The organism is Streptomyces sp. CA-251387 (assembly GCF_050936625.1).
GTDB lineage: Bacteria > Actinomycetota > Actinomycetes > Streptomycetales > Streptomycetaceae > Streptomyces.
In genome coordinates this window covers 6,490,835-6,513,016 of the sequence record NZ_JBNJMJ010000001.1, presented here as the reverse complement: position 1 = coordinate 6,513,016, position 22,182 = coordinate 6,490,835, and the positions used below count along the sequence as shown (strand labels likewise).

Genomic DNA, 22,182 nt, shown 5'->3' with positions numbered 1-22,182 from the left:
CGGAACGGGCCGGCGTCGCGGTCAGGACTGCGCAGCCCTGCGGTCGGTGATCAGGCTCATGTCGGCGTGCGCCAGGAGGCGGGTCGCCTCCCGCTCGCCCGTGGGCGCTCCCGCGAGGCCCAGTGCGGCGCTGTCGAGCAGCCGCGCCAGTACGGCGGCCTTGCGCGGGCCGTGGATGCCGAGCGCCCGGACCGGATCGGTCTCGGGGTCTCCCCGTACGTCGATGAGGCGGACGACGATGTCCTCCCGCTGGAAGACGGTGCTGCGGTGCACGGGGCCGGCCGGGTCGGCCGCCGCGGTCTCGTCCTGCCGCGACAGCAGCCGGGCCAGTGCCATCCCGCAGCCCTTGCGGGCCGGGTAATAGAGGGCGTGCCGCGTGATGTCGTCCGGTTCCGGTCCGCCGCGTGCCACGTGGTGGACGGCCGGCATGGCGGCGCGGGCGAAGAAGGCCCGTGCGGACTCGGGGTCGGACAGGTCCCGCTGCTGCTCCAGATGAGGGTTGAGGGCCTCCTCGACGGCTCGCACCTCGGGCTGGCGCGAGACGTGGCGCAGGGCGGCCATCAGGTCGCCCTCCACCTCGACGGTGCGCACCACCCGGTTGCCGTGCAGGAACAGGGTGGTGCGGCGCAGCCGCGTGGAGTCGTCGACGCGGGACTGGGGCGGCGCGTACCCGGCGAGGATCTCCGCGACCTTGGACTCGGAGCCGGGCTTGACGGTGAAGGTCAGGGCGTGGCGCGTGACCCCGTCGCCGACCCGTGCGTTCGTCTGGAGGCCGCCGATGCCCGGGCGGGCGCCGCCGGTCTCGCGGACGATGCCGTAGCGCATCGACTTCAGCTCACGGACGCAGTTCTGCAGGGGCCTGACCGTCTCGAAGTGCTCTTCACTGTTCACCCAGGCGAGGTACGGCGGGGCGGTCGCCCATTCGCTCGTGATGAGCCACTGGGACGGGTTCTCCAGGGACTGGCACAACTGGTCACCGAGGTGACCGGGGACCGACGCGACTCGGTCGCGCATCTGCTCGTAGGCGTCGAGGAACTCCTGCTGGGCGCCTTCGTGGAGATCGACCAGCAGGGTGACGCGCATCCGGGAGCCGTCGAATGCCGACTGGGATGTGTAGGGCGAAGTGGTCATCCGGAAGACCCTTCCTTCGCGGGAGCAAGCGGCGGCCGTCCCTGTCCACCAGCGGGAACGCGGGTTCCGGCCCTGAGCCTTCATCGTGGGTCAGGGCCACGGGGTCCGCGAGCCGCGCGGGCCAATCGAGGGAACTGCCCGCCGGACACGCCGGAATGCGGGTACGGATCACCTGCCGACGCGGTGTCAGGCGGGTCCCGGGGTGGCCGAGCCGTGGCGGACCACGAACCGAACTACCCGTTCAGCACAGGGAGTTGGATACGGAAACGCGCCGGGGCGGAGGTACGGGAGTCGTACGTCCACCCCGGCGCGTTGCCGGCCTGTGCACTGCGGCCTATTCGGCCAGATGCCGCTCCACGGTCTCCACCTTGGAGGTGAGACCGTCCGTCACACCGGGCCTGATGTCCGCCTTGAGCACCAGCGACACGCGCGGTGCCCGCGCCTCGACGGCGGCCACGGCGCGCTTGACGACATCCATGACCTCGTCCCAGCTGTCGCCCTCGATGGAGGTGAACATGGCGTCGGTGCGGTTGGGCAGACCCGACTCGCGGACGACCCGGACGGCGTCGGCGACGTACTCCCCCACGTCCTCGCCGACACCGAGCGGCGTCACGGAAAAGGCGACGATCACGCGTTGACCTTGCCTTCCCGACGGGCGCGGGAGGCGATGACCGCGTCCTCGGCCGCGCGCTTGAGCTTGCGCTCGGCGAAGAAGCCGCCGGCCGGCAGGACGGAGAGGACGAAGTAGAGCGCCGCCGTCTTCAGGGACCACTTGGTGCGGTTCCAGGCGTCCGCCCAGAAGATCACGTAGAGGATGAAGAGCACGCCGTGGACCATGCCCATCACGGGCACCGCGTTGAAGTCCGTGGTCCGCTTCAGCACCGAGCAGACGAGCAGGAGCAGGAACGACACCGCCTCGGGGGCCGAGACGAGTCGGAGGCGGCGGAGGGCGGTGGCGGTCTTGAGGTCCACGGGTCACCTTCGGTGGGGTTCGGTGGGAGAGAGGTCGGTCGGCTCGGATCACCTTGTGAACGCAAGCACAAACGCGCGTCCATTGTGGCAAACGCCGGGCGCGGGGTGGGGTCCGGGGTCGGAAGGACACCAGTGGACGACAGCACCGGCCTTCCTCGCCCCCGCCGCCCCTACCCGTCCCGTCCCTGGGGGCCTGCGGCCCCCAGACCCCCGCTTCGGCCCTGAAGGGGCCTCGTCCTCAAACGCCGGACGGGCTGGGTAAGTCAGCCCCTCCGGCGTTTGAGGAGCGGGGGTCCAGGGGGCGGAGCCCCCTGGCGGGGTGGAGGGGCGGAGCCCCTTCAAGGATGGGACGGGTAGGGGCGGCGGGGGCGAGAAAAAGCGAGGCTCGTACCGGCGCCGGACGGACTGGATGATGCTGGCCGGCGCCGGAAGCCAGGGTGGCGTCAGGGGTGATGTCCACCCATGGGATCTGTCGGCGGTGGGCACCCGCGGGCTACCTTTCGCTGCGTGGCGATGTTCCGACTGCAAGGCAGCAAGGTGCTCGCCGTCGACATGACCGGGGATGCCGTGAAGGCGAAGAACGGCTCGATGGTCGCGTACGACGGGCAGATGGCCTTCAAGAAGATGAGCGGCGGCGGTGAGGGCCTGCGGGGCATGGTGACCCGGCGCCTCACCGGTGAGCAGATGACGGTGATGGAGGTGAAGGGGCACGGGACGTGCTGGTTCGCGGACCGCGCCTCCGAAATCAACCTCGTGAACCTCCAGGGCGACAAGCTCTACGTCGAGTCGAGCAACCTGCTCGCGACCGACGCCGGGCTGCGGACCGGCACCACCTTCACGGGGATGCGCGGCGCCTCGCAGGGCAACGGGCTGTTCACCACGACCGTCGAAGGGCACGGGCAGGCAGCGATCATGTCCGATGGGCCGGCCGTGGTGCTGCGCGTCAGCTCGCAGTACCCGCTGACCGTCGACCCGGGGGCCTATGTGGCCCACCAGGGGAACCTGCGGCAGTCCTTCCAGTCCGGTGTGACCTTCCGCACCCTCATGGGCGAAGGCGGCGGCGAGGCCTTCCAGATCCGGTTCGAGGGAGACGGGCTGGTGTACGTACAGCCGAGCGAGCGGAACACGATCGCGGGGGACGTGTGACATGGGCTTCCGTGAGATCAACTCCAAGATGATCGAGGCGACCGTCGTGCCGGGGCAGCGGCTGTTCAGTCAGCGCGGGGCCATGCTCGCCTACAAGGGCGAGGTGTCCTTCACCCCGAACACGGCCGGCGGCCAGGGCGGGATCATGTCGATGATCGGGCGCCGGGTGGCGAACGAGGACACTCCCCTGATGACCGTCGAGGGCAGCGGCACGGTCCTCTTCGGGCACGGCGGCCACCACGTCCAGGTGATCAACCTCACGGGCGACACCCTGTGCGTCGAGGCGGACCGTCTCCTCGCCTTCGAGGGCACCCTCCAGCAGGGCACGATGTTCCTCGGCTCGCAGGGCGGGGTCATGGGCATGGTCCGGGGGCAGATCAGCGGGCAGGGGCTGTTCACGACCACTCTGAAGGGGCACGGAGCGGTGGCCGTGATGGCGCACGGGGGCGTCTTCGAGATCCCGATCACCCCGCAGCGGCCGGTCCATGTCGACCCCCAGGCCTACGTCGCCCACCACGGCGACGTGCGCAACAAGCTGTCCACCGCCCTGGGCTGGCGCGACATGGTGGGCCGCGGCTCCGGCGAGGCCTTCCAGCTGGAGCTCAGCGGCAGCGGTGCGGTGTACGTCCAGGCGTCGGAGGAGAAGCTGTGAGCCACTACCCGGGCGCGGGGCCCACGATCTACGACCCCACGACGCTGCCCTCCGACGACAACGTCAACGCCTACACCTTCTGCGTGGAGCTCAAGGGGAGCCAGTGGTTCCTGCAGAAGGGGAAGATGATCGCCTACTACGGCTCGATGGAGTTCAACGGCGTCGGGCACGGCCGACTGGACCGACTTGTCCGTACGTCCTTTCATTCGCCTCTGCACGCGAGCGACTGGGTCGTCGCGGCGGGCTCGGGCAAGATGCTGCTGGCCGACCGGGCCTTCGACGTCAACTCGTACGACCTGGAAGACGGCAATCTGACCATTCGCTCGGGCAACCTGCTCGCTTTTCAGCCAAGTCTCGCCCTCAAGCAATCGATTGTGCCGGGTTTTCTGACACTCATCGGAACCGGAAAGTTCGTGGCCGCATCTAACGGTCCGGTGGTGTTCATGGAACCCCCGATCCGGGTGGACCCGCAGGCACTCGTCGGCTGGGCCGACTGCCCGTCACCGTGCCACCACTACGACCATGGCTACATGACCGGCGTAATGGGCGGTCTACGTGCACTGACAGGCCTCGGCGGGGCCTCCGGAGAGGAGCATCAGTTCGAGTTCGTCGGAGCGGGCACGGTCCTGCTCCAGTCGACCGAGACCCTCATGGCCGAGCAGGCCACGGGGGCGGTCCCGCCGGACGCCGGAGTACCCGGTTCCGGTGGCACCCCCACAGGCCCTTCACAAATGGCCGGTGTACCGCGCCTTCCCGGACAGCTGGGAGACCTCCAGCGTCGCTTCGGGCTGTGAGCGGTAGTCTGCGGAGTGTGACATCGAACGTGTGCGCACACTGTCATGTCACAGAAAACCCTCACTAGTTCGCCTTTCAACTTCTTAGGTAGACTTCATTCATGGAGACCGAGACGGCCACCCCCTGGCTCACCGATGCGGAGCAGTGCGCCTGGCGCACCCACCTGGAGGTCAACAGGCTGTTGACGTACCAGCTCGAAAAGGACCTGCAGCCGTTCGGCCTGACAATGAACGACTACGAGATTCTGGTGAATCTCTCCGAGTCGGAGGACGTACGGATGCGGATGAGCGACCTCGCGTCCGCCACCCTCCAGTCCAAGAGCCGCCTCTCCCACCAGATCACCCGGATGGAGAACGCGAACCTGGTCCGGCGTGAGAACTGCGAGTCCGACCGCCGCGGGCTCTACGCGGTCCTCACCGACCACGGCATGGAGACGATGAAGAAGGTCGCGCCGCACCATGTGGCGTCCGTGCGCAAGCACTTCATCGATCTGCTGTCCCCCGAGGCCCTGACGGAGCTCGACAAGGCCCTCAAGCCGATCGCGGAGCACCTGCGCGGTCAGCGCGGGCGCCCGTAGCCCGGGCGCACCCGGCGCCTACGGAGCCTGCGGCAGGCGGAGTTCGAACAGGGCTCCGCCCGCCGGCGCCCGGCCCACGGTGAGCGTGCCACCGTGCCGTACGGCGACGTCGCGGGCGATGGCCAGGCCCAGCCCGGCGCCGCCGTCGTCGCGGCTGCGGGCCTCGTCGAGCCGGACGAACCGCTCGAAGATCCGCTCCCGGTCGGCCTCGGCCACCCCGTCCCCGTCGTCGGCGACGGCCGCGACGGCCCACGCCCCGTCCTTCCGGACGGTCACGGTGACCGCCGAGCGGGCGTGCCGCTGGGCGTTGTCCAGCAGGTTGGTGAGCACCCGGCCCACCTGCCCCCGTGCCCCCGCCACCGCCACGGCCTGCGCCTCCACCGTCACGTTCGCCCGCCCGTCGGCCTGCTCCCGGGCCAGCGCGCCGAGGTCGAACCGCGCGTCACCGGGCCGCTCCCCCGCGTCCAGGCGAGCGAGGAGCAGCAGGTCGGCCGCGAGGTCCTGGAGCCGTACGGTGTCCTCCACGGCGCCGTCGAGGTCGAGCAACTCGGGGTGGGCGGCGCCCACTTCGAGCTGGGTGCGCAGGGACGCGATCGGGCTGCGCAGCTCGTGCGAGGCGTCGGCGACGAAGCGGCGCTGGCGTTCCACCGAGGTCTGCAGGGCGGCCAGCGTCTCGTTGGTGGTCAGGGCGAGACGGGCGACTTCGTCGTGGGTGTCCGGCACCGGTACGCGGCGCGCGAGGTCCTCGGAGGCGGTGATCGCGGCCATCTCGCCGCGGATGCCCTCGACCGGGCGCAGGGCGCGCCGGGTGACCAGCCAGGTGACGCCGGCGACGACGCCGAGCAACAGCGGGAAGCCGATCAGCAGTACGGTCAACGCGGTCTTGACGGCGCTCTGTTCGGCGGAGAGCGGAGCGCCCGCGTACACGGTGAGCGTGCCCCTCCCGTCGACCTCGACGTGGACCTTGGCGAAGCGGTACTCGTCGGTCTCGCCGTCGACCGTGGCGGTGCCGTTCGTGAAGGTGGTGTGGTCGCTGATCTCGCCGGGTTCGAGGGATGCGAGGGAGGAGTCGTCGTCCGCGTCGTCGTCGGAGTCACCGGAGTCCCCGGCGTCGCTCGCGGCTCCTCCGAGGGACGGCTGCGGCTGCGGCCGCACCGCGTCGGTGCCCGTGCCGCTGATCCGCTCGAGATCCTCGCTGGCCGCGAGCAGCTTCCCGTCCTCGTCGACGATCTGGACCGGCACGTCCTTGTCCACCGACAGCCGGTCCTGCGGCTTGGTGAGCGCGATCTCCGAGGCGACGGCCCGTGCGGCGCGTTCCGCCTCCGTGGCTGCCTGCCCGATCAGGTTCGACCGCAGCGACAGCAGCACGGCGGTCCCGGCCGCGACCAGCGCCACCGCGACGACGAGGGTGGCGGCCAGCGTCGCCCGAGAGCGGACGGAACCGAAGAGGCGGCCCCTCACGGCGACGCCTCCGCTCTCTCCAGCCGGTACCCGACGCCGCGGACCGTCCGGATGAGCCCGGCACGCAGTTTGCGCCGCAGGGTGCTGACGTACACCTCGACGATGTTCGGATCGCCCTCGTACGCGAAGTCCCAGACGTGCTCCAGGATCTCCGCCTTGGACACCACCTCGCCGGCCCGCACGACGAGCGTCTCCAGCACCGCGAACTCCTTGGCGGTGAGGGTGACTTCCTCGTCGCCGAGGAAGACCCGGCGGGCGGCCGTGTCGACCTTGAGGTCGCCGTTGACGTGCACGGGAGAGGCTCCGGCGCCCTGGCCGCCGCGCCGCAGCAGCGCCTTGACGCGGGCGACGAGGACGACGTACGAGAACGGCTTGGTCAGGTAGTCGTCCGCGCCCGTGTCCAGCCCCTCGGCCTCGTCGTACTCGCCGTCCTTGGCGGTGAGCATCAGGATCGGCACGTCGTGGCCGGCGGCGCGCAGGGCGGCGCAGACGCGGTAGCCGTTCATGCCGGGCAGCATGATGTCGAGGATCACGAGGCCGTACGACCCCTCCGAGGCCCGGTACAGCCCCTCACGGCCGTCGTGGACGACGTCCACGGCATATCCCTCGGCCGTCAGCCCCTTGGCGAGCGACAGGGCCAGCCGCTTCTCGTCCTCCACGATCAACAGGCGCATGCGTAAAGGTTCGCAAAGCGAAGCTGAAGATCTCTTCAGGGGGCTTCAGGTTCCTCTCAGCGTCGGTTCGGCAGATTGATTCCCGTCGAAAGACAACGACTGCGAGTCAATCGGTATGAAACGGGAGGGAACCCAATGAAGCGCAACATCGTCATCGCCACCGTCGCCGCCGCGGCCCTGATCGGAGGCGGCACCGTCGCGGCCTACGCCGTCGGTGACGAGGACAGCGCGCCCACACAGCGTCAGTCGAACGTACGGGTCGCCGACGACCGGGACGACAGCGCGGCGGACGACCGGGACGACGACACCGCCGAGGTCCGTTCGGAGGCCGCCGCCAAGGTCACCGCCGCCGACGCGATCGCGGCCGCGCTGAAGCACACACCGGGTACGGCCGTCTCCGCCGACCTGGACGACGACGGCTCGGACGTGTGGGAGGTGAACGTCGTCAAGGGCGACGGCGCCGAGTACGACGTCCGGGTCGCCGCGGACGACGGCAAGGTCCTCGGCGCCCAGCGCGACGACGATGACGACAACGACGGGCGTGAAGACCTCGCCGCGCTGAAGGGCGCGAGCGTCGACGCCCGCGAGGCCGCGCAGGCCGCCGCGGCGAAGGGCACCGTCATCGACGTCGACCTCGACGACGACGGTCCGGCGGCCTGGAGCGTGGAGACCACGAAGGGCGAGTGGAAGGTCGACCTCAAGACGGGCAAGGTCACGCAGGACCACGACGACCGGGACGGCGACGACTCGGGCGACGACGACTGACGTCGGGTGCGGTCGGGTTTCCTCGCCCCCGGCCGCCCCTACCCGTCCCATCCTTGAAAGGGCTCCGCCCCTTCCACCCAGCCAGGGGGCTCCGCCCCCTGGACCCCCGTCGGCCCCGACAGGGCCTCGTCCTCAAACGCCGGACGGGCTGAACCTTCGTGACCGTCAGGCCTGCGTCAGCCCCGCCACCAGCTCGTCCGCCGCCCGGTACGGATCCAGCTCCCCGGCGACGATCTTCTCCGCCAGTGCGCCGAGGCGGCGGTCGCCGTGGAGGTCGGCGATGCGTTCGCGCAGGGCCGTGACGGCGATGGTCTCCACCTCGCGGGCGGCGCGGGCGCGGCGGCGTTCCGTGAGGACTCCGCGCTCCTCCATCCAGGCGCGGTGCTTCTCCAGGGCCTCCACGACCTCGTCGACGCCCTCGGCGCGGGCGGCGACCGTCTTGACGATGGGTGGGCGCCAGTCGCCGGGGCCGCGGGACTCGCCGAGGCCGAGCATGTGGTTGAGCTCGCGGGCGGTGGCGTCGGCGCCGTCGCGGTCGGCCTTGTTGACGACGTACACGTCGCCGATCTCCAGGATGCCCGCCTTCGCCGCCTGGATGCCGTCGCCCATGCCGGGGGCCAACAGGACGACGGAGGTGTCGGCCTGGGAGGCGATCTCGACCTCGGACTGGCCGACGCCGACCGTCTCGACCAGGATCACGTCGCAGCCCGCCGCGTCCAGGACGCGGATCGCCTGCGGGGCGGCCCACGCGAGGCCGCCCAGGTGGCCCCGCGTCGCCATCGAGCGGATGTAGACGCCCGGGTCGGAGGCGTGCTCCGACATCCGCACCCGGTCGCCGAGCAGGGCGCCGCCCGAGAACGGCGAGGACGGGTCGACGGCCAGGACGCCGACCCGCTTGCCCTGCTTGCGGTACGCCGTCACCAGCGCCGAGGTGGACGTCGACTTGCCGACGCCCGGGGAGCCGGTCAGGCCCACGACATAGGCGTTGCCCGTCAGCGGGGCCAGCGCCGCCATGACCTCCCGCAGCTGCGGGGACGCCCCCTCCACCAGGGAGATCAGCCGGGCGACCGCCCTCGGCCGACCCTCCCTGGCCTGGGTCACCAGCGTGGAGACGTCCTGCATCACAGCTCCGTTCACAGAGAGGTCCTACTAAGGAGAACTCAGGCCTTGGGTACCCGCACGATCAGCGCGTCACCCTGACCGCCGCCACCGCACAGCGCGGCCGCGCCGACGCCGCCGCCCCGCCGCTTCAGCTCCAGGGCCAGGTGCAGGACGAGACGCGCACCCGACATACCGATCGGGTGACCCAGGGCGATGGCACCGCCGTTGACGTTCACCTTTTCCGTGGACACTCCGAGGTCCTTCATTGACTGCACCGCGACGGCGGCGAAGGCCTCGTTGATCTCGATCAGGTCGAGGTCGGAGACCTCCAGGCCCTCCTTCTTCAGGGCGTGGAGGATGGCGTTGGAGGGCTGGGACTGGAGGCTGTTGTCCGGACCCGCCACGTTGCCGTGCGCGCCGATCTCCGCGATCCAGTCCAGGCCGAGCTCCTGCGCCTTGGCCTTGCTCATCACGACCACGGCCGCCGCGCCGTCCGAGATCTGCGAGGCCGAGCCGGCGGTGATGGTGCCGTCCTTCGAGAACGCGGGGCGCAGCTTGCCCAGCGACTCCGCGGTCGTGTCCCCGCGGATGCCCTCGTCCTTGCTGAACAGGACCGGGTCGCCCTTGCGCTGCGGGATCTCGACCGGGGTGATCTCGGCCTCGAAGATGCCGTTCTTCTGCGCGGCGGCGGCGCGCTGGTGGGACAGGGCGGCGATCTCGTCCTGCTCGGGGCGCTTAATGCCGAGGCGCGTGTTGTGCTTCTCCGTCGACTCGCCCATGGCGATGCCCTCGAAGGAGTCGGTCAGACCGTCGTACGCCATCGCGTCGATCATCTCGACCGCGCCGTACTTGAAGCCCTCGCGGGACTTCGGCAGCAGGTGGGGGGCGTTGGTCATGGACTCCTGGCCGCCCGCGACGATCACGTCGAACTCGCCAGCGCGGATCAGCTGGTCCGCGAGCGCGATCGCGTCGAGGCCGGACAGACACACCTTGTTGATGGTGAGCGCCGGGACGTTCATCGGGATGCCGGCCTTGACCGCGGCCTGGCGCGCCGGGATCTGCCCCGCCCCGGCCTGCAGCACCTGGCCCATGATCACGTACTGCACCTGGTCGCCGCCGATCCCCGCACGGTCGAGGGCGGCCTTGATCGCGAAGCCGCCGAGGTCGGCTCCGGAGAAGGACTTCAGTGAGCCGAGCAGCCGCCCCATCGGGGTGCGGGCACCCGCGACGATGACGGACGTCGTGCCGTTTCCAGAAGACATGAGGTGCGATCCCCTTCCAGCCTGCTACAGCCGAGGAGTGAACGAGGGTTTACTTCGAATGTACTGAGTGGCACTCCGTGCCGTCACCGGGCCGTCGGTGTGATCGCGCGCACGTTGCGTAACCACCGCAGGAGCGCTGCACTGAACAACATGCTGACGCGAATCGACCACATCGGAATCGCCTGTTTCGATCTCGACAAGACTGTCGAGTTCTACCGGGCCACCTATGGCTTCGAGGTGTTCCACTCCGAGGTCAACGAGGAGCAGGGCGTCCGCGAGGCCATGCTCAAGATCAACGACACGTCCGACGGAGGCGCCTCCTACCTGCAGCTTCTCGAGCCCACGCGTCCGGACTCCACCGTGGCGAAGTGGCTCGACAAGAACGGCGAGGGGGTCCACCACATCGCTTTCGGTACGGCGGATGTGGACGGCGACGCCGCCGACATCAAGGAAAAGGGCGTACGCGTTCTGTACGAAGAGCCCCGGCGTGGCTCCATGGGGTCACGAATCACCTTCCTGCACCCGAAGGATTGCCATGGCGTACTGACAGAACTGGTCACTTCGGCGCCTGTTGAGTCGCCTGAGCACTGACCCTCGTACATAGAGGCCGGTAGGGTTGGGGGCGGTCGCCGCTTCCTCCAGGGCGACCGCCATGTCCGGGGTCCGGGTTTCGGGGGACGAGGGTGGGGCAACAGCCCGTGCTCCGCCGTTGATCTGACACCATTCCCCGGGGGCCCCGTTCGGCGGATGGACGGTGCTCGTATGGAGAGACTTGCGACCAGGGGACGGATGGGACCGCGCAGTGCGGGGCTACGAACGCCAGGAGCGAGAGCCGGCGGCTGACGTCGACCACCTCTCTCGGTTCGAGGCCGAGATGGATCGGCTGAAGACCGAGCGGGAGAAGGCGATCCAGCACGCCGAGGACCTCGGCTACCAGGTCGAGGTGCTGCGCGCCAAGTTGCACGAGGCGCGGCGCACCATCATGTCCCGGCCCGCCTTCGACGGCGCCGACATCGGCTATCAGGCCGAGCAGTTGCTGCGCAACGCCCAGATCCAGGCCGACCAGCTGCGCCAGGACGCCGAGCGGGAGCTCAGCCAGGCCCGCGCGCAGACCCAGCGGATCCTCCAGGAGCACGCCGAGCAGGCGGCCCGGCTCCAGGCCGAGCTGCACCAGGAGGCGGTGACCCGCCGCCAGCAGCTGGACCAGGAGCTGGCCGAGCGGCGGCAGACCGTCGAGTCGCACGTCAACGAGAACGTGGCGTGGGCGGAGCAGCTGCGCGCCCGCAGCGAGCAGCAGGCCCGCCGGCTGCTCGACGAGTCCCGGGCCGAGGCCGAGCAGGCCATGGCGGCCGCGCGTGCCGAGGCCGAGCGGCTCACCGCCGAGGCCCGCCAGCGGCTGCAGAGCGAGGCCGAGTCGGCCCGCGCGGAGGCCGAGCAGATCCTGCGTCGCGCGCGTGCGGACGCCGAGCGGCTGCTGAACGCCGCCTCCACCCAGGCCCAGGAGGCCACCGACCACGCCGAGCAGCTGCGCAGCTCCACCGCGACCGAGTCGGATGCGGCCCGCCGGCAGGCCACCGAACTCAGCCGGGCCGCCGAGCAGCGCATGGCTCAGGCCGAGGAGGCGCTGCGCAAGGCGCAGTCCGAGGCCGAGAAGCTCGTCACCGAGGCCAAGGAGGCCGCCGCCAAGGCCCTCGCCAGCGCCGAGGCCGCCAACGAGACGCGCACGCGCACGGCGAAGGAGCAGGTCGCCCGGCTGGTCGAAGAGGCCACCAAGGAGGCCGAGAACACCAAGGCCGACGCCGAGCAGGTCATCGCCGACGCCCGCGCCGAGGCCGAGAAGCTGCTCGCGGAGGCGGCCGAGAAGGCGCGCACGATCACCGCCGAGGAGAGCGCGACCCAGCTGTCCAAGGCGGCCAAGACCGCCGAGGACGTCCTCAACAAGGCGCAGCAGGACGCGCAGAACACCACCAAGGCCGCGGCCGAGGAGGCCGAGCGGATCCGCAAGGAGGCCGAGGCCGAGGCGGACCGGCTGCGCGCCGAGGCGCACGACATCGCCGAGCAGCTCAAGGGCGCGGCGAAGGACGACACCAAGGAGTACCGCGCCAAGACGGTCGAGCTGCAGGAGGAGGCCCGCCGGCTGCGCGGCGAGGCCGAGCAGCTGCGCTCCGAGGCGGTCGCGGAGGGCGAGAAGATCCGCGCGGAGGCCCGCAAGGAGGCCGTCCAGCAGATCGAGGAGGCGGCCAAGACCGCCGAGGAGCTGCTCGCCAAGGCCAAGCAGGACGCGGACGAGCTGCGCCAGAAGGCCACCACGGACAGCGAGAAGGTCCGCACCGAGGCCATCGAGCGGGCGACGACGCTGCGCCGCCAGGCCGAGGAGACCCTCCAGCGCACCCGCCAGGAGGCCGAACGGCACCGCGAGGAGGTCGTCGAGCAGGCCGAGGGCATCAAGGCCGACGCCGAGCGGGCCGCGCGCGAGCTGCGCGAGGAGACCGAGCGTGCCGTCGAGGCCCGCCGCGTGGAGGCCGCAGAGGAGCTGACGCGGCTTCAGGCGGAGGCCGAGCAGCGGCTCGCCGCCGCCGAGCAGGCGCTCACCGACGCCCGCGAGGAGGCCGCGCGCATCCGCCGCGAGGCCGCCGAGGACACCGACCGGCTGCGCACCGAAGCCGCCGAGCGGATCCGCACCCTGCAGCAGCAGGCCGAGGAGGAGGCCGACCGGCTGCGCACCGAGGCCGCGTCGGACGCATCCGCGTCCCGGGCCGAGGGCGAGGCCGTCGCCGTACGCCTCAGGTCGGAGGCCGCGGCCGAGGCCGAGCGGTTGAAGTCGGAGGCGCAGGACACCGCCGACCGGGTACGGGCCGAGGCGCAGGCCGCTGCCGAGCGGCTGGCCACGGAGGCGTCCGAGACGCTGGCCGCCGCCCAGGAGGAGGCCGCCCGGCGCCGCCGCGAGGCCGAGGAACTCCTCGGCAGCGCCCGGCAGGAGGCCGACCAGGAGCGTGAGCGGGCCCGCGAGCAGAGCGAGGAGCTGCTGGCCTCCGCCCGTAAGCGGGTGGAGGAGGCGCAGGCCGAGGCGGTGCGGCTGGTCGAGGAGGCCGACCGGCGCGCCACCGAGATGGTGTCGGCGGCCGAGCAGCACGCCCAGCAGGTGCGCGACTCCGTGGCCGGCCTGCACGAGCAGGCCCAGGAGGAGATCACCGGGCTGCGCAGCGCCGCCGAGCACGCGGCGGACCGTACCCGCCGGGAGGCCCAGGAGGAGGCGGACCGGGTCCGCTCCGACGCCTACGCCGAGCGGGAGCGGGCCCGCGAGGACGCGGGCCGCGTCCGGCGCGAGGCCAACGAGGAGGCCGAGGCCGCCAAGTCCCTCGCCGAGCGCACGATGGCGGAGGCGATCGCCGAGGCGGAGCGGCTGCGGTCGGACGCCGCCGAGCACGCCCAGCGCATCCGGACCGAGGCGTCGGACAAGATCGCCGAGGCCGACCAGGCCGCCACGCGCACCCGGGCGGACGCCCGCGAGGACGCCAACCGGATCCGCTCGGATGCGGCGACGCAGGCCGACACCCTCATCACCGAGGCGCGCAACGAGGCGGAGCGGCTCCAGTCGGAGACGGTCGCGGAGGCCGACCGGGTGCGCGCCGAGGCGCTCGCCAAGGCCGAGAAGCTGGTCGGGGACGCCACGTCGGACGCGGAGCGGCTGCGCGCCGAGGCCGCCGAGACGATCGGTGCGGCACAGCAGCACGCGGAGCGGATCCGCAGCGAGTCCCAGCGGGTCAAGGCCGAGGCGGCGGAGGAGGCCGAGCGGCTGGTGGCGTCGGCGCGCGAGGAAGCCGAGCGCACCCTCGACGAAGCCCGCAAGGACGCCAACAAGCGGCGCTCCGAGGCGGCCGAGCAGGTCGACAAGCTCATCACCGAGACCACCGCCGAGGCGGACAAGCTGCTCACCGAGGCGCAGCAGCAGGCGCACAAGACGACCGCGGACGCCGAGGCGCAGGCCGACACCATGGTGGGCGCCGCCCGCAAGGAGGCCGACCGCCTCGTCTCCGAGGCGACGGTCGAGGGCAACTCCATGGTGGAGAAGGCCCGTACGGACGCGGACGAGCTGCTCGTCGGCGCCCGCCGGGACGCCACCGCGATCAGGGAGCGCGCGGAGGAGCTGCGCGACCGCATCACGACCGAGATCGAGAACCTGCACGAGCGGGCCCGTCGTGAGGCCGCCGAGACGATGAAGTCGACCGGCGACCGCTGCGACGCCCTCATCAAGGCCGCCGAGGAGCAGCTGGCCAAGGCACAGGCGAAGGCCAAGGAGATCGTCTCGGAGGCCAACTCCGAGGCGGGCAAGGTCCGTATCGCCGCCGTCAAGAAGGCCGAGGGGCTGCTGAAGGAGGCCGAGCAGAAGCGGTCCACGCTGATCAAGGAGGCCGAGGAGCTCAAGGCCGAGGCGATCCGCGAGGCCAAGCGCACGGTCGAGGAGGGCAAGCGCGAGCTGGAGGTCCTGGTCCGGCGCCGCGAGGACATCAACGCCGAGATCTCCCGCGTCCAGGACGTCCTGGAGGCGCTGGAGTCCTTCGAGGCACCCTCGGCGGGCAAGGACGGCGGGGTCAAGGCCGGTGCGACGGTGGGCGCCCCCCGATCGGGTGGCAAGTCGCCGGACAGCTAGCCAAGAGACCGGCCTCCGGTGTTTTCTGGGGCCTTTGACCAGATCTTTGGCAAGCAGTCCTGAGGTTAGCCACCCAAAAGGGGTGTCATTCTCCAGATCAAACACGCATCCGCTCGATGACACACCGCTTCGGCCCCTAGGATTCCACCTATCACCTCACCGGTCTCATTCGACAGGAACCCCATGAGCGACACTTCCCCCTACGGCTTCGAGCTTGTGCGGCGTGGGTACGACCGCGCTCAGGTGGACGAACGCATCTCGAAGCTCGTCTCCGACCGCGACAGCGCTCTGGCCCGTATCACCGCCCTGGAGAAGCGCATCGAGGAGCTCCACCTCGAGACGCAGAACGCCCAGGCCGCCGTGACCGACGCGGAGCCGTCGTACGCGGGTCTCGGCGCGCGTGTCGAGAAGATCCTCCGCCTCGCCGAGGAAGAGGCCAAGGATCTGCGCGAGGAGGCCCGCCGCGCCGCCGAGCAGCACCGCGAGCTCGCCGAGTCGGCGGCCCAGCAGGTCCGCAACGACGCAGAATCGTTCGCTGCGGAGCGCAAGGCCAAGGCCGAGGACGAGGGCGTCCGGATCGTCGAGAAGGCCAAGAGCGACGCCTCTCAGCTGCGTGCCGAGGCCCAGAAGGACGCGCAGTCCAAGCGCGAGGAGGCGGACGCCCTCTTCGAGGAGACCCGCGCCAAGGCCGCGCAGGCCGCCGCCGACTTCGAGACGAACCTCGCCAAGCGCCGCGAGCAGTCCGAGCGCGACCTGGCGTCCCGTCAGGCCAAGGCCGAGAAGCGCCTCGCCGAGATCGAGCACCGCGCCGAGCAGCTGCGCCTGGAGGCCGAGAAGCTGCGCACCGACGCCGAGCGCCGCGCCCGCCAGACGGTGGAGACGGCCCAGCGCCAGGCCGAGGACATCGTGGCCGACGCCAACGCCAAGGCCGACCGCATCCGTTCGGAATCCGAGCGCGAGCTCGCGGCCCTCACCAACCGCCGCGACAGCATCAACGCCCAGCTGACGAACGTCCGCGAGATGCTGGCGACCCTCACCGGTGCCGCGGTGGCCGCCGCGGGCACGCCGGCCGAGGACGAGCCGATCTCCCGCGGGGTGCCGGCTCAGCAGACCCGGTAACCAGTAGCGCGATCAGAGGCCCGCACCGTCTCCCCCGAAGGTGCGGGCCTTTGTCGTACCCACAGGGCTCCGGTCGACGGTGTTCACGTTGTTGCCGTCCTCGTAGGCCTCCGTTTGCCCGGTGGGGTGGCAGTCGCCGAAACCCGGCCCTAGCGTGGGCGCATGATTGAGCTCGAGGGGCTGACCAAGCGGTACGGCGAGAAGGTGGCGGTCAACAACCTCACCTTCACCGTCAGACCGGGCATGGTCACGGGCTTCCTCGGGCCCAACGGCGCCGGCAAGTCGACCACGATGCGGATGATCCTCGGGCTCGACCGCCCCACCGTCGGCGACGTCCGCATCGACGGCAAGCACTACGCCCAGCTCAAGGACCCGCTGACGTACATCGGCGCCCTGCTGGAGGCCAAGGCCTGGCACGGCGGGCGCAGTGCCTACAACCATCTGCTGTGCCTCGCGCAGAGCAACGGCATTCCGAAGCGCCGGGTGCGTGAGGTGCTGGAGACGGTCGGGCTCACGGCGGTCGCGCGGAAGAAGACCAAGGGCTTCTCGATGGGCATGGGACAGCGGCTCGGCATCGCCGCCGCGCTGCTCGGCGACCCGCAGATCCTGATGTTCGACGAGCCGGTCAACGGGCTCGACCCCGAGGGCATCCACTGGATCCGCAACCTGATGAAATCCCTTGCCGGCCAGGGCCGTACGGTCTTCGTCTCCTCGCACCTGATGAGCGAGATGGCGCTGACCGCCGACCACCTCGTCGTCATCGGGCAGGGCCGGCTGCTGGCCGACACGACCATGGCCGACTTCATCGAGCGGAACTCCAAGTCGTACGTCCGGATCCGCACCCCGCAGCGGGAGCGGCTGCTCGACGTGCTGCACACCGCCGGGATCACGGCCGTGGAGGCGGGCAACGGCACGCTCGAGGTCGACGGTGGCAAGGCGGAGCAGATCGGGGAGCTGGCGGCGCGGCACGGGGTCGTGCTGCACGAGCTGAGCCCGCAACAGGCCTCGCTGGAGGAGGCGTTCATGCAGCTGACCGCCGAGTCGGTGGAGTACCACGCGCACTCCGCGGCGCCGTCGCCCGGGCAGCCGGCACCGCCCCCCGGGCAGCAGCAGTGGGGCGAAGGCTGGAGGAGGGGCTGAACATGGCAGCGACCCAGGTCATCCGCTCCGAATGGACCAAGATCCGGTCCGTCGCCTCCACCGTGTGGACGCTCTCCCTCGCCGTGGTGGTCACCATCGCCCTCGGCATGCTGATCTCGGGCCTGTCGGCGAACGAGTTCGACAACATGAGCGAGCGGGACAGGCTCTCCTTCGATCCGACCTTCATCAGCTTCGCCGGGATGAGCCTCGGTCAGCTCGCGATGATCGTGTTCGGGGTACTCGTCGTCTCGAACGAGTACAGCACCGGCATGATCCGCAGCTCGCTGGCCGCCGTACCGCAGCGCGGCACCTTCCTGTTCAGCAAGATCGCGGTGGCGACCGGCCTCTCCCTGGTCGTCGGCCTGGCCACCAGCTTCGTCACGTTCTTCCTCGGGCAGGCGATGCTCGGCGAGCACAGGGCGGAGATCGGCGACCCGGGTGTGCTGCGGGCGGTGATCGGCGGCGGGCTCTACATGACCCTCATCGCGATGTTCTCGATGGGCGTCGCCGCGATGCTGCGCTCGCCGATGCTGTCGCTGGGCATCCTGATGCCGTTCTTCTTCCTGGTCTCCAACATCCTCGGCAACGTCTCGGCCACCGAGAAGATCGGCCGCTATCTGCCCGACCAGGCCGGCAGCAAGATCATGCAGGTGGTCACGCCGGTCGACGACGACACACCGTACGGTCCCTGGGGCGGGCTCGGCATCATGGCGCTGTGGGTGCTCGCGGCGATCGCCGGCGGTTACGCCACGCTCAGGAAACGGGACGCGTAGCGAGGGCGGGGGTACGAGCAGCGAGGGGCCGGCGGTGCGAGGTTTTACCTGCCCTTGAGTGGAACCGTCAGCGCCTCGATATCCTCCTAACCCTTACGGGGGCGTGTGCCCCGCTGTCCTGAACCTTTCGATGGGTGCGGAGCATGATCGAGGCAGTCGGCCTGACCAAGCGCTACGGCGACAAGACCGCTGTGTACAACCTGTCCTTCCAGGTGCGGCCCGGTGCCGTCACCGGCTTCCTGGGGCCCAACGGCTCGGGCAAGTCGACGACGATGCGCATGATCCTCGGCCTGGACAACCCGACTGCGGGGAACGTCACCATCGGCGGCTACCCGTACCGCAAGCTGCCCAACGCCCCCCGCCAGGTCGGCGCCCTGCTGGACGCCAAGGCGGTGCACGGCGGCCGCGCGGCACGCAACCACCTGCTGAGCCTCGCCCAGCTGTCCGGCATCCCGGCCCGCCGGGTCGACGAGGTGCTGGGCGTGGTCGGCCTGCAGGACGTGGCCAGGAAGCGCTCCAAGGGCTTCTCGCTCGGCATGGGCCAGCGCCTCGGCATCGCCGCCGCGCTGCTCGGCGACCCGCAGGTGCTGCTGTTCGACGAGCCGGTCAACGGCCTCGACCCCGAGGGCATCCTCTGGGTGCGCAACCTGATGAAGTCGCTGGCGGCCGAGGGCCGTACCGTCTTCGTCTCCTCGCACCTGATGAGCGAGATGGCGCTGACCGCCGACCACCTGATCGTCATCGGCCGCGGGCAGCTGCTCGCCGACATGAGCGTCAAGGACTTCATCGCGGCGAACTCGGCCGGCTTCGCCCGGGTCCGTACGCCCGACACCGAGCCGCAGCTGCGCGAGAAGCTGGCCGGCGCGCTCACCGAGGCGGGCGGTCATGTGCTGCCCGAGCAGGACGGCGCGCTGCGGGTGACCGGGCTGCCGCTCCCCCGCATCAGCGACATCGCGCACGACACCGACGTAAGGCTCTGGGAGCTGTCGCCGCACCAGGCCTCGCTGGAGGAGGCGTACATGCGGATGACGCAGGGCGCCGTCGACTACCGCTCGACCATCGACCAGAAGGAAGGGCTCCAGCAGCCGCTGCCGCCGGGCGCGCAGCCGCCGATGCCGGTCCCGGGCCAGGGCCAGCCGGGCTGGTACGCCCCGCCGCCGCCCCAGCAGGGCGGGCAGCCGTTCGCCCCGCCGCAGGGCGCGCCGGGCCAGGCGCCCGCCGGTCCGTACGGCGCTCCCGGGGCGCCCGGCGCCGGTACGGCCAACCCGTACGCCCAGCAGGCGCCCCAGCAGCCTCAGACGCCGCCCAGCCCGGCCCCGGGGCAGCCCGCCGGTCAGCAGGCCGCCGCCCCGCCCGCGCCCCAGCAGGCGCCCGCACAGCCGCCCGTGTCCGCCCCCGCGCAGACCGACGCACCCTCCACCCCTGCCGCCCTGACCAAGCCCGAGGACGCCCGATGAGCACGCCCCAGCCCCCGATGCCGCAGACCGCCGCACCGAACTGGCAGGCGGCGCCCGGCTCGCCGTACCCCACCTACACCTCGCCCATCCCCGTCGTGCGCACGCACCTCGGGCACGCGCTCGCCTCGGAGTGGACGAAGATCCGCTCGGTGCGCTCCACGATGTGGACGCTCGGCGTGTTCGTGCTGCTCGTCGTCGGCATCGGCCTGGCGGCCGCCGCTCTGGTCGCCGGCAACACCGGGCCCGGGGGCATGGGCGACCAGAACCCCCTGTCGTTCGGCTTCTTCGGGCTGCTGCTCGGCAGCATGTGCATCATCACGCTCGGCGTGCTGACCACGGCCTCGGAGTACGGCACCGGCATGATCCGGACCACGATGACCGCGTGCCCGAGCCGGAGCCGGGTGCTTGTGGCCAAGTCGATCGTGTTCTTCGCGGTCGCGTTCGTGGTGACACTGGCGTCGGCCCTCCTCGTCTCCCTCGCGGACGTGGCGCTGCTGGACGCGCGCGAGCCCACCGGTTCGGAGTGGCTGAAGGGCACGGTCGGCGTCTCGCTCTACATCGCGCTGCTCGGCCTGCTCTCGCTCGTGGTCGGCTCGATCATCCGGCACTCGGCGGGCGCGATCACGATCATGATCGGCGTGGTGCTGGCCCCGCTGGTCATCGCGCTGTTCATGTTCTCGGAGTCGCTGCAGGACCTCCAGAAGGCCCTGTTCGAGTACTCCATCCCGAACCAGCTCAGCGTCTTCTACGAGCAGTCCCTCAGCAACACCGGCCCGGCCGGCTGGGACCCGCTGTGGATCATGCTCGGCGTCACGGCCGCCGCGTTCGCCGGCGCCTTCGTCCTGCTGGAGCAGCGGGACGTGTGAACCCCTGCCGCGGTGACCGCGGCTAGAACCTCGGCGCGTTACGGGACCGCTGCACCCGCGTGGTGCGGCGGTCCTTCGCGTTCCAGCACGCCTTGTGCCAGTGGCGGCGGTCGTCGACGCCCGCGTGGTCCGGCCAGGCGACGACATGCGGGACGCCGTCGGGGATCAGCTGGTCGCAGCCCGGGCAGCGGTACGCCTTGCCCTGGGCGCTGGCCCCCGCCACATGCCGTACGTTCCAGTCCTCGCCCTGCCAGCTCTCCGAGGACTGCCAGCCGCCGTAACGACCGGAGCGGTCGTCCTCGGCACTGCGTCCGAACGAGGCCGCTCCTTTGGGGCCGTTGGGCCGGTTGCGACGCGGGGACACGGAACACCTCACGGGGCTATACAGGATGCACGGGTCATGTCCAGCCTACGCGGCGCGGACAGGGGTATTCGTACGGGACCAACCCCCACAAGTCCCTCACCCCGGGAATTCATTCGGACCGATTCTGCAGACAATCCGCAAATCTCTCCGTCAAGCCGTGTCCTCGGCACGTGTCAGACGGTTATGCCGGGTGGGGGAGCTCCGCGTCGGAGCCAAGGAAGCAGGAAAAGCAATGCGCGTAGGAAGTTTCGTGTTGGCGGCCCGGTTCCCGGGACAGGGCGACGGGGAGGCGCTGCACCGCGCGGTCCGCTCCGCCGAGGTCGCCGAGGAAGCGGGGCTCGACACGGTCTGGCTGGCCGAGCACCACTTCGTGCCGTACGGCACCTGTCCGTCCGCGGTCACTTTGGCCGCGTTACTGCTCGGCCGCACCCGGCGCCTGAGGGTCGGCACGGCGGTCAGTGTGCTGCCCACCGCCCACCCGGTGGCCCTCGGCGAACAGGCGGCGCTGCTGCACATCACCTCCGGCGGGCGGTTCTCGCTGGGTGTGGGCCGCGGCGGGCCCTGGGTCGATCTGGAGGTCTTCGGCTCGGGTCTCAAGGCGTACGAGGAGGAGTTCCCGGAATCACTCGATCTGCTGCTGCGCTGGCTGCGCGAACCCTCCGTCGCGGCCGCCGGCGAGCGGTTCGGGTTCCGTGAAGTCCCCGTCGTGCCAAGGCCCTCGGAGTGCCTCACGGACATGGAGGGTCCCGAGGTCGTCGTCGCGTGCACGTCGCCGCGGAGCGTACGCCTCGCGGCCGAGCGCGGGCTGCCGATGCTGCTCGGGATGCACGTGGGCGACGAGGAGAAGGCCGAGATGGTCGCCCTGTGGCGGGAGTACGCCCGCGCCGCCGGGCGGCCCGCCGAGGAGATCCTCGACGCGGCCCATGTCTCGGCCGGCGTCTGCCAGATCGCGGACCGGCGCACGGACGCGGTGGAGACCCTGACCAAGGCGATGCCGGGCTGGCTCCGACAGGGCTTGGAGGCCCATGTGACGGTGGACGGCCGCCAACGTGCGATGCGCGACCCGCTGGCGTACACCGAACTGCTCTGCGGACTGCACCCGGTGGGCACCCCGCGCCTGTGCGCCGACCGCCTGGCGGCGACCAGCGAACGGACCGGCATCTCCCGCTTCGCCCTGCTCGTCGAGGGCTCGGGCGACCTGGCGGCGACCGAGGAGAACGTACGACGGCTGGGTGCCGAAGTGCTGCCGCACCTCGGCTGAAGGTCCCCTGCTGTG

The 22,182-nt window shown here is 71.0% G+C and carries 21 protein-coding genes; 13 read left to right on the top strand and 8 right to left on the bottom strand.

The features are described 5' to 3' along the window. Nucleotides 1-21: 21 nt before the first annotated feature. From ACQEV2_RS29375 to ACQEV2_RS29365, 3 genes are all read right to left on the bottom strand, one after another. Nucleotides 22-1,131, bottom strand: a complete 1,110-nt coding sequence (locus ACQEV2_RS29375) for a SchA/CurD-like domain-containing protein (RefSeq protein ID WP_433047853.1) — start codon at nucleotides 1,129-1,131, stop codon at nucleotides 22-24. A gap of 334 nt (nucleotides 1,132-1,465) precedes the next feature. After that, on the bottom strand, nucleotides 1,466-1,762 hold the full coding sequence (locus ACQEV2_RS29370) for an MTH1187 family thiamine-binding protein (RefSeq protein ID WP_433047850.1): 297 nt from the start codon (nucleotides 1,760-1,762) through the stop codon (nucleotides 1,466-1,468). After that, entirely contained in the window at nucleotides 1,759-2,103 is a 345-nt protein-coding gene (locus tag ACQEV2_RS29365; protein ID WP_433047847.1) for a DUF3817 domain-containing protein, read from the bottom strand. Before ACQEV2_RS29365 ends, ACQEV2_RS29370 begins: the two co-directional genes overlap by 4 nt. Before the next feature lie 513 nt (nucleotides 2,104-2,616). Here ACQEV2_RS29365 and ACQEV2_RS29360 point away from each other — a divergent pair. The 4 genes from ACQEV2_RS29360 (at nucleotide 2,617) to ACQEV2_RS29345 (ending at nucleotide 5,273) form a co-directional block, all read left to right on the top strand. Then, on the top strand, nucleotides 2,617-3,249 hold the full coding sequence (locus ACQEV2_RS29360; protein WP_433054871.1) for an AIM24 family protein: 633 nt from the start codon (nucleotides 2,617-2,619) through the stop codon (nucleotides 3,247-3,249). 1 nt (nucleotide 3,250) lies between these two features. Next, nucleotides 3,251-3,901, top strand: a complete 651-nt coding sequence (locus ACQEV2_RS29355) for an AIM24 family protein (protein ID WP_433047845.1) — start codon at nucleotides 3,251-3,253, stop codon at nucleotides 3,899-3,901. Next, nucleotides 3,898-4,695: an AIM24 family protein gene (locus ACQEV2_RS29350; protein WP_433047843.1), complete on the top strand. Its 798-nt coding sequence runs from the start codon at nucleotides 3,898-3,900 to the stop codon at nucleotides 4,693-4,695. The genes ACQEV2_RS29355 and ACQEV2_RS29350 overlap by 4 nt, the downstream gene beginning before the upstream one ends. Nucleotides 4,696-4,796: 101 nt before the next feature. After that, the gene (locus ACQEV2_RS29345; RefSeq protein WP_433047840.1) at nucleotides 4,797-5,273 is read left to right on the top strand and encodes a MarR family winged helix-turn-helix transcriptional regulator; all 477 of its coding nucleotides are present in this window, start codon (nucleotides 4,797-4,799) and stop codon (nucleotides 5,271-5,273) included. 18 nt (nucleotides 5,274-5,291) lie between these two features. Here the strand turns inward: ACQEV2_RS29345 and ACQEV2_RS29340 are convergent, their stop codons facing one another. Together ACQEV2_RS29340 and ACQEV2_RS29335 are read right to left on the bottom strand one after the other, a co-directional pair. Further along, nucleotides 5,292-6,734 carry a sensor histidine kinase gene (locus ACQEV2_RS29340; protein WP_433047837.1) on the bottom strand — a complete coding sequence of 481 codons (1,443 nt, stop codon included), beginning with the start codon at nucleotides 6,732-6,734 and terminating at the stop codon, nucleotides 5,292-5,294. Continuing rightward, nucleotides 6,731-7,408, bottom strand: coding sequence for a response regulator transcription factor (locus tag ACQEV2_RS29335; protein WP_433047834.1), 678 nt, complete (start codon nucleotides 7,406-7,408; stop codon nucleotides 6,731-6,733). The genes ACQEV2_RS29340 and ACQEV2_RS29335 overlap by 4 nt, the downstream gene beginning before the upstream one ends. 135 nt (nucleotides 7,409-7,543) lie before the next feature. Here ACQEV2_RS29335 and ACQEV2_RS29330 point away from each other — a divergent pair, with 135 nt between their 5' ends. Continuing rightward, the gene (locus ACQEV2_RS29330; RefSeq protein WP_433047831.1) at nucleotides 7,544-8,173 is read left to right on the top strand and encodes a PepSY domain-containing protein; all 630 of its coding nucleotides are present in this window, start codon (nucleotides 7,544-7,546) and stop codon (nucleotides 8,171-8,173) included. A 165-nt stretch (nucleotides 8,174-8,338) separates the two neighbouring features. Here ACQEV2_RS29330 and meaB read toward each other — a convergent pair whose 3' ends face one another. After that, nucleotides 8,339-9,295, bottom strand: a complete 957-nt coding sequence (meaB, locus tag ACQEV2_RS29325; RefSeq protein WP_433047828.1) for a methylmalonyl Co-A mutase-associated GTPase MeaB — start codon at nucleotides 9,293-9,295, stop codon at nucleotides 8,339-8,341. Between the two features lie 38 nt (nucleotides 9,296-9,333). Then, nucleotides 9,334-10,536, bottom strand: a complete 1,203-nt coding sequence (locus tag ACQEV2_RS29320) for an acetyl-CoA C-acetyltransferase (protein WP_433047825.1) — start codon at nucleotides 10,534-10,536, stop codon at nucleotides 9,334-9,336. A gap of 150 nt (nucleotides 10,537-10,686) precedes the next feature. Between ACQEV2_RS29320 and mce the strand changes: the two genes are divergently transcribed. From mce to ACQEV2_RS29285, 7 genes are all read left to right on the top strand, one after another. Further along, nucleotides 10,687-11,127: a methylmalonyl-CoA epimerase gene (gene mce, locus ACQEV2_RS29315; protein WP_030950042.1), complete on the top strand. Its 441-nt coding sequence runs from the start codon at nucleotides 10,687-10,689 to the stop codon at nucleotides 11,125-11,127. 211 nt (nucleotides 11,128-11,338) lie between these two features. Further along, on the top strand, nucleotides 11,339-15,187 hold the full coding sequence (scy, locus tag ACQEV2_RS29310; protein WP_433047820.1) for a polarized growth protein Scy: 3,849 nt from the start codon (nucleotides 11,339-11,341) through the stop codon (nucleotides 15,185-15,187). A gap of 183 nt (nucleotides 15,188-15,370) precedes the next feature. Then, nucleotides 15,371-16,306: a hypothetical protein gene (locus tag ACQEV2_RS29305; RefSeq protein WP_003997840.1), complete on the top strand. Its 936-nt coding sequence runs from the start codon at nucleotides 15,371-15,373 to the stop codon at nucleotides 16,304-16,306. Between the two features lie 162 nt (nucleotides 16,307-16,468). Further along, nucleotides 16,469-17,446, top strand: a complete 978-nt coding sequence (locus tag ACQEV2_RS29300; protein WP_433047816.1) for an ABC transporter ATP-binding protein — start codon at nucleotides 16,469-16,471, stop codon at nucleotides 17,444-17,446. 2 nt (nucleotides 17,447-17,448) lie between these two features. After that, on the top strand, nucleotides 17,449-18,219 hold the full coding sequence (locus ACQEV2_RS29295; protein WP_433047813.1) for an ABC transporter permease: 771 nt from the start codon (nucleotides 17,449-17,451) through the stop codon (nucleotides 18,217-18,219). Between the two features lie 143 nt (nucleotides 18,220-18,362). Continuing rightward, on the top strand, nucleotides 18,363-19,676 hold the full coding sequence (locus ACQEV2_RS29290; protein ID WP_433047810.1) for an ABC transporter ATP-binding protein: 1,314 nt from the start codon (nucleotides 18,363-18,365) through the stop codon (nucleotides 19,674-19,676). Then, nucleotides 19,673-20,542: an ABC transporter permease gene (locus ACQEV2_RS29285; protein WP_433047807.1), complete on the top strand. Its 870-nt coding sequence runs from the start codon at nucleotides 19,673-19,675 to the stop codon at nucleotides 20,540-20,542. The genes ACQEV2_RS29290 and ACQEV2_RS29285 overlap by 4 nt, the downstream gene beginning before the upstream one ends. Before the next feature lie 22 nt (nucleotides 20,543-20,564). Here ACQEV2_RS29285 and ACQEV2_RS29280 read toward each other — a convergent pair whose 3' ends face one another. Continuing rightward, a complete protein-coding gene (locus tag ACQEV2_RS29280; RefSeq protein WP_433047804.1) occupies nucleotides 20,565-20,906 on the bottom strand; it encodes an ATP/GTP-binding protein in 342 nt (113 codons plus the stop codon). Between the two features lie 232 nt (nucleotides 20,907-21,138). Here ACQEV2_RS29280 and ACQEV2_RS29275 point away from each other — a divergent pair, with 232 nt between their 5' ends. Next, nucleotides 21,139-22,167 carry an LLM class flavin-dependent oxidoreductase gene (locus tag ACQEV2_RS29275; RefSeq protein WP_433047801.1) on the top strand — a complete coding sequence of 343 codons (1,029 nt, stop codon included), beginning with the start codon at nucleotides 21,139-21,141 and terminating at the stop codon, nucleotides 22,165-22,167. Nucleotides 22,168-22,182: the final 15 nt, after the last annotated feature.

What these genes read in the sequence shown, in the direction of transcription:
- ACQEV2_RS29285 (WP_433047807.1), top strand. Translation starts at nt 19,673, where the DNA reads ATGAGCACGCCCCAGCCCCCGATGCCGCAGACCGCCGCACCGAACTGG.
- ACQEV2_RS29275 (WP_433047801.1), top strand. Translation starts at nt 21,139, where the DNA reads ATGCGCGTAGGAAGTTTCGTGTTGGCGGCCCGGTTCCCGGGACAGGGC.
- ACQEV2_RS29330 (WP_433047831.1), top strand. Translation starts at nt 7,544, where the DNA reads ATGAAGCGCAACATCGTCATCGCCACCGTCGCCGCCGCGGCCCTGATC.
- ACQEV2_RS29355 (WP_433047845.1), top strand. Translation starts at nt 3,251, where the DNA reads ATGGGCTTCCGTGAGATCAACTCCAAGATGATCGAGGCGACCGTCGTG.
- ACQEV2_RS29290 (WP_433047810.1), top strand. Translation starts at nt 18,363, where the DNA reads ATGATCGAGGCAGTCGGCCTGACCAAGCGCTACGGCGACAAGACCGCT.
- ACQEV2_RS29345 (WP_433047840.1), top strand. Translation starts at nt 4,797, where the DNA reads ATGGAGACCGAGACGGCCACCCCCTGGCTCACCGATGCGGAGCAGTGC.
- meaB (WP_433047828.1), bottom strand. Translation starts at nt 9,295, where the DNA reads ATGCAGGACGTCTCCACGCTGGTGACCCAGGCCAGGGAGGGTCGGCCG.
- ACQEV2_RS29335 (WP_433047834.1), bottom strand. Translation starts at nt 7,408, where the DNA reads ATGCGCCTGTTGATCGTGGAGGACGAGAAGCGGCTGGCCCTGTCGCTC.
- ACQEV2_RS29375 (WP_433047853.1), bottom strand. Translation starts at nt 1,131, where the DNA reads ATGACCACTTCGCCCTACACATCCCAGTCGGCATTCGACGGCTCCCGG.
- ACQEV2_RS29360 (WP_433054871.1), top strand. Translation starts at nt 2,617, where the DNA reads ATGTTCCGACTGCAAGGCAGCAAGGTGCTCGCCGTCGACATGACCGGG.
- ACQEV2_RS29295 (WP_433047813.1), top strand. Translation starts at nt 17,449, where the DNA reads ATGGCAGCGACCCAGGTCATCCGCTCCGAATGGACCAAGATCCGGTCC.
- ACQEV2_RS29320 (WP_433047825.1), bottom strand. Translation starts at nt 10,536, where the DNA reads ATGTCTTCTGGAAACGGCACGACGTCCGTCATCGTCGCGGGTGCCCGC.
- ACQEV2_RS29305 (WP_003997840.1), top strand. Translation starts at nt 15,371, where the DNA reads ATGAGCGACACTTCCCCCTACGGCTTCGAGCTTGTGCGGCGTGGGTAC.
- ACQEV2_RS29300 (WP_433047816.1), top strand. Translation starts at nt 16,469, where the DNA reads ATGATTGAGCTCGAGGGGCTGACCAAGCGGTACGGCGAGAAGGTGGCG.
- mce (WP_030950042.1), top strand. Translation starts at nt 10,687, where the DNA reads ATGCTGACGCGAATCGACCACATCGGAATCGCCTGTTTCGATCTCGAC.